We start from the raw sequence: 10,076 nt of genomic DNA on the forward strand, positions 1-10,076 counted from the left end.
AGGTGACCGAATGATTGAATTATGCCGCCAATTTAGAAGGGGCGTCAAAGAACACACGATTTTGTGCCAATGCCTTCAAAGCTCGCCACCTTTTTTCTTCAGCCAACCTTTACGACTTTCATAGTCTGGCATGACCGAACCGAGCATTTTCCAGAATTTTTCTGAATGGTTTGGAACCTTTATGTGCACTAGCTCGTGCACGACAACATATTCGATGATCCTGGGTGGCAGCTGCATTGTCCGCCAGTGGAAGTTCAATGTCCCATCTGCGCTGCATGAGCCCCACCTGTATCCAAGATCCATTACATGGACGAAGCGCCCGGGCTCCACACCAACGATTCTCTTCCACCTCTGAACAGTCTCATTCAGGTAGGGATGTGCCGCCCTAGTATAGTATTCTTCAATCCGCTTGCCCCCCGAGGCAGCTTGCTCTCGCCGCAACAGAAGCCGATCGCCCTCGAACCTGACGCTCGGCACACCGGTCGCATTCTTGGGAACATCGACGAGTTTGAGGCGATAGTGCTTCCCAAGCAGATGGAAGCCTTCGCCATCCACAAACTCTGCGATCCGAAAAACGTCCTCGCGCGCACTTTCGGCCTGCTCAGCGAGCTTTTGGTGAACCCATAGTAGCTTTGAGGCTATAAGCTTTGTCGCCTCATCTAGCGCTACTTCCTGCGGGAGATGAGCAACGAGAGATTTGTCTCGTTCAACCGTAACGCCGACCGTTCTCCGCCTTGTGCTTCGCTTCACTGAGAAGACGAGCTCGTCAATCTCGATCGTTTCGCTCATGAGGTGAATGCGGCTCGGTTTGCCCTCGCTACCCCCATGCAGTCAGAAGAAATCGCGTCCAAGTCACCGAAATCGAAGATGCTGCTATTATCGAGATGCTGAAAAATCCAGCGCCTAGCCTCCTCTTGGCTTACCGAATTGTCCCAGAATCCTGAGACAGCGCTTTCCTCTCGCAAGTGCTGAACGATCCTGGCGGAAAGCTCTGCCAAGTCCGCATCTCGATCATCATTGCCATAGCGCAGTCGGAGGATCCCGAAGATCGGAGCTTCCGTGTGAGGTTCCAGACCATGGACCGTGAAGCCGCCACCGGAGCGAGCGGTAGCTTCGTCGATCAGCGCCTGAAGTTGCCGGGCAATCTCATCCCAGTCCTCGTGGTGGCTCGTGAGAATGCCCTCAAGGCGATCGCTGAGCGTTTTGTACTTCGCAGGGTCCTTCTCGAAAGAAATCGAGATGTGATGGCGCAAGGCGTTTTCCATTTCCGCCGCCTTCGCCCGACCGCTTGGTTTACACGCCACCTCGGCGGCAAAGTTCGGGTCCAGGATCTCGATTGGAGGTACTTTCGGATCGATGCCCTGCGCCTCGATGAAGGCATCAAGCATGGCTTGAACCTTGTGGGCGACCCCCCGGACGTCGAGCGAACGATCTCGGTAAAGGTTCGCCGCGGCCTTGGCGATGAACGCAAAAATCTTCACGTCACGCGTAAATGGTCGTGCCTCCGGCCGCGGCATGAGGGCATCGAACAAGCCGACGAGTTTCTTGACGAGAACGAGGAACTTAGCCCGGAACTTCTGGTCCTTCAGCTTGGCTACGCATGCGTCGACGTAGGCTTGCAGGTCGGACCCGAGGGTTATCCCGACATCGGAGAAGTGTTTGACCACTGCGTCACGCGCTTGCCGCAGCTCCGGCAAGAGGTCTTCAGGCTTTCCGATGCCGCCGGTCAGATCGCTTTGGTCTTCCGCGTCGTAGATCGCCAAAGCGTCCGCGAGGTTCTTTCCGACACCGTAGTAGTCGACCACGATACCGAAGCGCTTGGCCTCCCCTGCCGTCCGGTTGGTGCGAGCGATGGCTTGCAGTAGCTCGGCGCCCGATATCGCCCGATCGAGATACATCGCCTGTTCGACCTTGGCGTCAAAGCCGGTGAGCAGCTTGCTTTTCACCACCAGGATCGCGAGCGCGTCCTGGGACAGCGGCTTCTTGAAGCGTTCGATGCGCTGCTTTGTCTCCGAAACACCGCCCCAGGCCTTCAGATGTGGCAGGTCGTTGTGGTCCACGGATATGACCGCCGCGAACTCGAGCGCCTTGATCGCGTCCAGATAGGGCAGCGCCGTGGAGAGGAACGCCACGTCGCCGCCAGCCTCCTGCGCATCTTCCGGAGCAATATCCTTCAGGATGTCCGCAGCGCCCTCGACGGCGGCAACGATCTCGTCGCGGGCGTCATTCAAGGCGTCGACGTACTGGACCGCCAATTCCCTGCTCGCTGCGACGAGCTGCGCTTTCAGGTCGTTGGGGAGAATGTTGACGATGTAGTGCCGGAGCACATCGATCGCTTTGGCCTTCAGCGGGTCAGCCGCGTTGAGGACACGCGCACGCGTTGCATAGCGGTCCTTGATCGCCTCGCGCTCGTCGGCCGACTTTCCGGCAAAGGTGGCGTCGAACAAGCCGTCCAGTGTGCCCTTGTCCGTGACGTCGGCCTTCAGCTCCCGCCCCTCGTAGAGGATTTTCACGATGGCGCCGTCGGCCTCTGCGTCCCGGAGGAGATAGCGGTCGATGTAGGTGCCAAAGATCTCCCGAGTCTTCTTTTTGTTCTTCTCTTCGATCGGCGTCCCGGTGAACCCAATGCGCGCGGCGTTAGGCAGAGCGTCGAGCAGGTTCTGGTGGAGCCCGCTGGTGTGCGAGCGGTGCGCTTCGTCGATGAGGACGAGGACGTCCTCGCTCTCGTTCAGGACGGGGAACGCCTTTCGCTCGCCGATCTTCGCGACCAGTTTGGCCACCACAGGCTTGCGGCCGGTGAGGAGGTCATCCCGCAGACCAACCCGGAGGGCCGCCAGCTTTTCGCGCTCCGACATAAGTGCATCTATCTCGGCCTGCAGCGCATGAACCGCCTTCATCGCGTCGACCTGATCGGCATGGGGCAGCTTCCGTAGGGGAAGCCGAAGAAGCGACGTGCGGGCGATGTTCTTCATGCTGCCGCTCGTCCCGGTCGCTTCGCCTGTGATGAACGCGCGAGCCTGGCGCGTCTGCAGGATGGTGGCGACCCATTCCGGCAGTATTCCCTCGGAGTCCTTAACCCGGATCGCCCAGAGGCGATCTGGCAGGAACAGGCCTGGATGATCCTGAACTACGAAAGCGTTTTCGCCGACCAGTTGAGGCGTGTTCATCCGGCTGAACAGGATCAGGCCAGCTTCGACAGGGCATTTGAGACGGCTTTCCTCGCGCGGCCATACCGCCTTCGACTCAAGCGGCCTAAAGCGTCCACCGCCGACGGCGCTGGTCTTCAGAACTCCGAATTCTCCCGCAGCGGGTGGCCGGTCATCTGCATTTACACTGCAACCAGAGGAGATCGATCCAACAACGTCAGCAAGGGTGGCAGGAGCATCCGTCCGTCCAATCTGCGCCGGCACCGTAATCAAGTCATCGAGAAGACCGAGCCGTATCGTTTGATGTTTCTCAATTGCTGCGTCGGTTTCTTGAACAGCGTCGTCGATGGCGTCGAGGATGTCCGAAATCAACCGCTGAGGCGGACCTTCAATCTCCGCGATCTCGAACCGGTCGAAGAAGCCGGCGGGCACGCGGCGCTGTCCGGCCGACCCTGTCATTGACGCTTCGCCCGCACGCAGGAACGCTGGATGCCGCGTCCAGTGATAGATGAACCGCGGATCATGCCCGGGCTTGGCCCGCAGCACATGAAATTCGGTGCTTCCGAGCCCAAAATCGGTTTCGAGCTCGGAGAGCAGCGCGACCTTCCCGTTCTCGAAGCAGGGTGTGATTTTGGCGACGATCACGTCGCCGCGCTGAAACAACGTGTATCCCCTGCGACCATCAGAAAGCGGGCGGTTCTCGGTCGAGCGCCATCCTCCGCCTTCTGCAACGGCGGCCATGGGGATGAAGGCAACGGGAGCGTCGGCAGCAGTTCCGTTGGTGTCAGTAGCCGGATTGATGAATGCGAAATCGGAGAGCTTGGCTGTGTCAGGCATACCCAAGCTCCAGCAGGTAGCCGTCGAGCCTCGTCGTCGCGTCCGACCTCCGGCTCTCGATCCTTTTGAGGCTGACCCGATACTTGTCCCAGAGCCGCTCCAAGTCGGCCACCAGAGCGCCAACACGGCGGACGCGGGCGCGCTCGAGCCGGTCGAGCAGCCGCTCGCGGTCAATGTCGAGCACCAGTTCGCGGCAATCATCGTCGTCCAGTTCGGCCCTCGCGGCCGTCAGTCGCTCGACGAACGCCGCCTTGAGCAGCCGCAGCGTGGCGCGCGCCTCCTTCAACTCTTCCTTGATCGCCTCATAGGGTACGAGCATGGCGTCGATGGTCTCAGCCCCCTCGACCAGCGGCGCTAGGCGGCGCTCGATGGCTGCTAATTCGGCCTCGAACTCCCGCACATCCGTGCCCTGCGCGCGCATCCAGTCGATGGAGCCCTTGGACGGCTTGCCGGTGCCCGTGGTCTTCACCAGCTCCTTCCGGCGCTTGTCGTCATCCTTCATTTCGGCGCGCAGTTCCTTGCGCCGCTTTTCCAGTTCCTTGGCGAGGTTGCTGCCTTCCTCGGCCCCGTCCAGCCAGTCCTCGGCGCCCTCGACCCCGTCGCCCGTCTCCCAGGCTTCCTTCTCGGCCTTGACCCGCTCCACCTCGGCCTGCGCGGCGGACAGTTCGGTGACGTAGTCCGCCATGCGATGGCGCACGAAGGGATGTGCGAGCAGCTCCTCCAGCGTGACCTTCACGGTCTTCTTGGCGTCGCTATCCTCGTCGTCGTCCGCGTCTTCATCCTCCAGCGCCGAGCGCAATGTCTCGACCCAGCCGTCGACCAGTTCGGCGAACCCGTTCTCGACGATGACGCGCAGCTCGTAGCGGATTTCGTCCCACCAGCCCGCGATGGAACCCATCAGCGCATAGCGGTCGAGGCAGCCGACCGGCAACATGGCGGGCTCGAAGCTGTCGAGCATCTCGCGGCGTAGCGGCATCAGGCGCTTGCTTTCGGGAAGCTCCGCCAACCCGGACCGCGCCGACGACCACCAGGTATCGAAGGCCGCGACCATCTCACCCTGCCGGGTCGCGACGCCGGGGTCTGACTCAACCAAGGCCCTGATACCGGCACGCTTCTCGACGGCATCAGCGAACTCGGCGTAGTCGGCATCGCGGCCGACGAATGGCGTGTCGACGTCGAAGCCTTGTGCCTGCGCATGCGGGCGGATGCTCTCGATCTCCCGCTTCGGCACGCCGCCATGGAGGTGGGCGCGCATATCGTGGGGCTCGGGCGGTGGGCTGCTGTCGGCATAGCGCCGGATGTTCAGGTTGCCGGCTTCGTCCTTGATGATGGCGGCGTTGTCGATGACCGTCGCGAAGCCGGGCACGTCAGTGAACGCGTCGTAAGCGCTGACGATCTTCTCTATGTGCTCCGGGTCGATGAAGTTCTGCGCGCGCCCTTCGCGATACTCGCGGTCCGCGTTGATGAAGAGCACCTTGCCCTTGCGCGCTTCCGGCTTCCCGTCCGGGTGGCGCATCACAAGGATGCAGGCCGGGATACCGGTTCCGTAGAAGAGGTTCTGCGGCAGGCCGATCACGGCCTCGATGCAGTCCTCTTCGAGCAGAGCGATCCGGATTTTCTTCTCTTCGCCGCCACGGAACAGCACGCCGTGCGGCATCACCACAGCCATCTTCCCGGTCTGCTTCAGGCTGGCCAGCATGTGCTGGGCGAACATCAGGTCGGCCTTCTTGCCCGTCGTGGGGCACCAGCCGAAGCGAAAGCGGTCGCCAAACTGGATCCCGCGCTTGCTGTAGTTCTGACTGAATGGCGGATTGGCGATCACCCGGTCGAACCGCATGAGGCGGCCGTCCTCGATATGCTTCGGATCGACGAGCGTGTCGCCGTTCCGGATGTCGGCGTCGGGGATGCCATGGAGCAGCAGGTTCATCCGGCAGATGGCCCAAACCGCGCCGTTGTCTTCCTGGCCATAGAGACTCAGCCGCCGGCCGTCATGCTGCAGGGCGTATTCGTAACCCTGGTTCAGCATGCCGCCGCTGCCGCAAGTGGGATCGTAGAGCGATGTGCCGCCCTGCGGATCGAGAATGCGGACCATCAGCTGCACCACACCCCGCGGCGTATAGAACTCTCCCGCCTTCTTGCCGGCTGAGTCCGCGAACTCGCTGATGAGGTATTCGTACGCTGCGCCGAGGAGGTCCGGAAACTCGAAATCCTCGTCCAGAAGCCGGTACTTGTTGAAGTGGCTGATGAGACGGCGAAGCCGCTCGTCGGGGATCTCCGACTCGCCAACCTTCCGGGCGAAATTGATGTGCCCCAGCACGCCCCTCAACGCGTTGTGGTTTTCGTTCTCGAGCCCCTCGAGAGCCTTGTTTGGACCTGCACCGGTTCTGTTCCGGTCTTTTGAGAGCGATGCTCTCTTCAAAGGAGATCGGATATGGCAGCGATACACAGCGACGAGTTCAAGCGGGATGCGGTTCGCATTGCGCTCACCAGCGGTCTGACCCGGCGTCAGGTTGCATCTGATTTGGGGATCGGTCTTTCGACGCTCGGCAAATGGGTTCGGGCGGTTTCCGAAGAATCCAAGTCGCCTGTGCAGGACGCCGAGCTGCTTCGCGAGAACGAACGGCTTCGCAAAGAGAACCGCATCCTTCGGGAGGAGAGGGAAGTATTAAAAAAGGCTGCAATATTCTTCGCGGCTCAAAAGTCGTGAGGTTTCAATACATTGCTGAGTATCGCGGTATCCTGACCCGCAGCCATCTGTGCCGCCTGATGGGCGTTTCGGAGCGTGGGCTCCATGCCTGGAAGCACCGCCCTCCATCACATCGGCAACGGCGCGACATGGTGCTCCTCGCTCATATTCGCGATCAGCACCGGTTGAGCCTGGGCAGCTACGGTCGGCCTCGCATGACCGCGGAATTGAACGAGTTGGGCATCCGCGTCGGCCAGCGCAGGGTCGGCCGCCTGATGCGCCAGAACGGCATCCAGGTCATCCGCAGCCGGAAGTTCAAGCGCACCACCGACAGGGACCATGCGTTCAACATCGCGCCGAATCTCGTGGCACAGGACTTCACTGCGAGCGGACCGAACCAGAAGTGGGCTGGCGACATTACCTATGTCTGGACACGGGAAGGCTGGGTTTATCTGGCTGTAATCATTGATCTGTTTTCGCGGCGCGTCGTCGGCTGGGCCATCAGCAACCGAATGAAGCAGGATCTGGCTTTGCGGGCGCTGAACATGGCCATCGCGATCCGAAAGCCGCCAGCGTGCTGCCTTCACCACACGGATCGCGGGTCGCAATACTGTGCCCACGACTACCAGAAGCTGCTGCGCAAGCACGGGTTCAAGGTCTCGATGAGCGGGAAAGGGAATTGTTATGACAATTCCGCAGTCGAAAGCTTCTTCAAGTCGCTGAAGGCCGAACTGGTCTGGCGGCAGAACTGGCAAACCCGCCGCGACGTCGAGATCGCCCTCTTTGAATACATCAACGGCTTCTACAACCCCCGCCGCAAACACTCTGCCCTCGGCTGGAAATCACCCGTGGCCTTCGAACAGAGGGCCACCTAACATGAGTATCTGACCGGAACAGAACCGGTGCAGGTCCAGTTCAACTCGTTGGCGACGTTGGCGTGGACGTCATTCAGGAGCCGATCCCAGCGGGCGACTGGCGGCACGAAGAAGGTCTTGGTGTAGGACGACGGATGATCTGCGCGCTGCAGGGCTTCCTTTTCGGACCGTCCAAGCGCGCGCTGTTCCTTCAGAATCTTCTCGCGCTGCTGCTCGAACACATCGGAGCATCGCTTAAGGAACAGTATTCCGAAAATGTACTCCTTGAACTCCGACGCATCCATCTTGCCGCGAAGGATGTCGGCGGCCGCGAACAAGTGGCGTTCAAGTTTTTCGAGAGTTAGTTTTGCCAATGTCGCCCCGGTCATGGAATGAATGTGAGGGGCTTCACACGCCTTGCTGGTTGCCCCAAACCTCCGATTTTACTAGCCGATTGAACAGCGCGAGGAAAGGACAGGCTTGTCGTCCTGGTTCGATGAGGCCGCTCCCACCGCCTCATGCTGACCGCTCCAGTCAAGCGGGAACGGCCTAAGAACGCGCCCTAGCGTCACGCTCGTCCCCTGCTTGCCGTCCAGGATCGCCTCAACAATGTCGGGCGCGAGCAAGGTTAGACTCAGGACGCGTGTCATGTAGGAGGATGCGATGCCCTCACGCTCGGCCAGTTCGGCGATGGTGGGGAACTCGCCCGACTCCAGCATCCGCTTCCAGCGGAACGCGCGCGCCAGTGCCTTGACGAGTGTGTTGTCAGTCCGTCGCGGTTGCGCGGCGCTGTCCGGCAATTGCATCTCCTTCCGCCCGCCGCGTTTCACGACGCGGAACGGTATGTGGAGCGTGACAGTCTCGGGGATCGGCCTGCCGCGTGTCATGCTGCTTCTCCGATCCCGCCGGACAGCATCTCGCGCGCGAGGCCGCTCAGCCCATCGACGCGCAGCCGGACGTTCAACCCGTCTGTGCGCATGTCGACGCGCTCAACCAGCAATGTCACGATGCGTGTCTGCTCGGCGGGGAACAGTTCGTCCCACAGCGGATCGAGCTGCTGCAGGGCCGCGCGGACGTCGGATTCGGTGATGCCGCCGGCGTGGACGCGTGCAGCTTTCCACGTCCCCGCCACGATCTCCGGCTGGCGAAATACGGCACGGAGTTGGTCGATGACCGTGGCCTCGATCTCCCCTGCTGGCACGCGGCCCACGGGGCATGACCCGGCACCGTGCTTCAGCACTGTCTGGCTGACGTAGTAGCGGTAGAGCCTGTCGCCCTTGCGAGTATGGGTCGGCGAGAACGCGGCACCATCGGGACCGAAGAGCAGTCCCTTCAGCAGCGCGGGCGTGTCGGCGCGAGTCCGGGCGGCACGCTTGCGGGGGCTTTCCTGCAGGATGGCGTGGACGCGATCCCACGTCGCGCCGTCAATTATCGCGTCGTGCTCGCCGGGATAGCTTTCGCCTTTGTGGACCGCCTCGCCGATGTACGCGCGGTTACTGAGCATCCGGTAGATGTATTTCTTGTCGATGCGGTTGCCTCGCGGCGTCCGGATTCCGCGCGTGCCAACCTCCCGCGCCAGTTCCGTGCAGGACCCGATCTCGAGGAAGCGCGCGAACATCCAGCGCACATGCGCAGAGGTTTCTTTGTCGACCACCAGCTTCCGGTTCTCGACCCGATAGCCGTAGGGCGGCACCCCGCCCATCCACATGCCCTTCTTCCGACTGGCGGCGACCTTGTCGCGGATGCGTTCGGCCGTCACCTCGCGCTCGAACTGGGCGAAGCTGAGCAGGATGTTCAGCGTCAGCCGCCCCATGGACGTGGTCGTGTTGAACGACTGCGTGACGGAGACGAACGTCACGCCGTTCCGGTCGAACACCTCGACCAGCTTGGCGAAGTCGGCGAGCGAGCGCGACAGGCGGTCGATCTTGTAGACCACGACGACATCGACCAGCCCGTCCTCGATGTCCTCCAGCAGCAGCTGAAGGCCGGGGCGTTCCAACGTGCCGCCCGAGATACCGCCGTCATCATACTGATCGCGGACCAGCACCCAGCCCTCGGACCGCTGGCTGGCGATGAACGCCTCGCAGGCTTCGCGCTGGGCGTGGAGCGAGTTGAACTCTTGCTCCAGCCCTTCCTCTGACGATTTGCGGGTGTAGACGGCGCAGCGCAGCTTCCGGACGACCTTCGATTTTTCAGGCGGCTTCGTCATGTCCGCCCCCTGTGGTTCTTGAGCCCGAAGAACACCCAGCCGTTCCATCGCGTCCCGGTGATGGCACGGGCGATCGCCGACAGCGACTTGTACGGCCGTCCCTGCCACTCGAAGCCGTCGGCGGTGACGGTGACGATCTGCTCGACGCCCTGCCATTCGCGCAGGAGGCGCGTGCCCGTGATGGGGCGGTCGCGGTCGGCGCGGATGCTCCGCTTCTTTCTGTCGCCGCCGTCCAATTCCTCGCCCAGCCGTTCCAGCCGCCGGATGGTTTCGGGATTCAACCCGCCATAGGCGAGTTCCTGGATGCGGTAGGCGAGCCGGCTTTCCAAGTAGCGGCGGGTGGA

Annotated in this window: 8 protein-coding genes; 1 reads left to right on the top strand and 7 read right to left on the bottom strand. The window is 61.7% G+C overall.

From position 1 onward, the window contains the following. Nucleotides 1-75: 75 nt before the first annotated feature. From BA190_RS27065 to BA190_RS27075, 3 genes are read right to left on the bottom strand one after another with little or no spacing between them, the layout of a single operon-like run. Nucleotides 76-789 carry a M48 family metallopeptidase gene (locus tag BA190_RS27065; protein ID WP_068295375.1) on the bottom strand — a complete coding sequence of 238 codons (714 nt, stop codon included), beginning with the start codon at nucleotides 787-789 and terminating at the stop codon, nucleotides 76-78. After that, entirely contained in the window at nucleotides 786-3,983 is a 3,198-nt protein-coding gene (locus tag BA190_RS27070) for a type I restriction enzyme endonuclease domain-containing protein (RefSeq protein WP_068295378.1), read from the bottom strand. The genes BA190_RS27065 and BA190_RS27070 overlap by 4 nt, the downstream gene beginning before the upstream one ends. Continuing rightward, complete coding sequence (locus tag BA190_RS27075) at nucleotides 3,976-6,300, bottom strand: N-6 DNA methylase (RefSeq protein WP_202908527.1); 2,325 nt, start codon at nucleotides 6,298-6,300, stop codon at nucleotides 3,976-3,978. The genes BA190_RS27070 and BA190_RS27075 overlap by 8 nt, the downstream gene beginning before the upstream one ends. A 114-nt stretch (nucleotides 6,301-6,414) precedes the next feature. Here BA190_RS27075 and BA190_RS27085 point away from each other — a divergent pair. Then, nucleotides 6,415-7,544 (top strand): IS3 family transposase gene (locus tag BA190_RS27085; protein ID WP_156771722.1). Its coding sequence is split into 2 segments (ribosomal slippage): nucleotides 6,415-6,649 and nucleotides 6,649-7,544, totalling 1,131 coding nucleotides; the frame shifts between segments, so codons are not numbered across the junction. Here BA190_RS27085 and BA190_RS27090 read toward each other — a convergent pair. The 4 genes from BA190_RS27090 to BA190_RS27105 form a co-directional block, all read right to left on the bottom strand. Then, nucleotides 7,541-7,912 (bottom strand): type I restriction-modification system subunit M N-terminal domain-containing protein, encoded by a 372-nt coding sequence (locus BA190_RS27090; protein WP_068295394.1) that lies wholly within the window; start codon nucleotides 7,910-7,912, stop codon nucleotides 7,541-7,543. The genes BA190_RS27085 and BA190_RS27090 overlap by 4 nt on opposite strands. Before the next feature lie 57 nt (nucleotides 7,913-7,969). Next, a complete protein-coding gene (locus BA190_RS27095; RefSeq protein WP_068295396.1) occupies nucleotides 7,970-8,410 on the bottom strand; it encodes a hypothetical protein in 441 nt (146 codons plus the stop codon). Beyond that, nucleotides 8,407-9,732: a recombinase family protein gene (locus tag BA190_RS27100; RefSeq protein WP_068295399.1), complete on the bottom strand. Its 1,326-nt coding sequence runs from the start codon at nucleotides 9,730-9,732 to the stop codon at nucleotides 8,407-8,409. The genes BA190_RS27095 and BA190_RS27100 overlap by 4 nt, the downstream gene beginning before the upstream one ends. Continuing rightward, on the bottom strand, nucleotides 9,729-10,076 hold a 348-nt coding region (locus tag BA190_RS27105; protein WP_068295423.1), incomplete at its 5' end, for a DUF2924 domain-containing protein. The genes BA190_RS27105 and BA190_RS27100, both read right to left, overlap by 4 nt.

This window comes from Labrys sp. WJW, from assembly GCF_001676615.1.
Taxonomy (GTDB): Bacteria; Pseudomonadota; Alphaproteobacteria; order Rhizobiales; family Labraceae; genus Labrys; species Labrys sedimenti.

Bases quoted from the DNA above. Each gene is read 5' to 3' on its own strand.
- BA190_RS27070 (WP_068295378.1), bottom strand. From the start codon at position 3,983: ATGCCTGACACAGCCAAGCTCTCCGATTTCGCATTCATCAATCCGGCT.
- BA190_RS27100 (WP_068295399.1), bottom strand. From the start codon at position 9,732: ATGACGAAGCCGCCTGAAAAATCGAAGGTCGTCCGGAAGCTGCGCTGC.
- BA190_RS27095 (WP_068295396.1), bottom strand. From the start codon at position 8,410: ATGACACGCGGCAGGCCGATCCCCGAGACTGTCACGCTCCACATACCG.
- BA190_RS27090 (WP_068295394.1), bottom strand. From the start codon at position 7,912: ATGACCGGGGCGACATTGGCAAAACTAACTCTCGAAAAACTTGAACGC.
- BA190_RS27065 (WP_068295375.1), bottom strand. From the start codon at position 789: ATGAGCGAAACGATCGAGATTGACGAGCTCGTCTTCTCAGTGAAGCGA.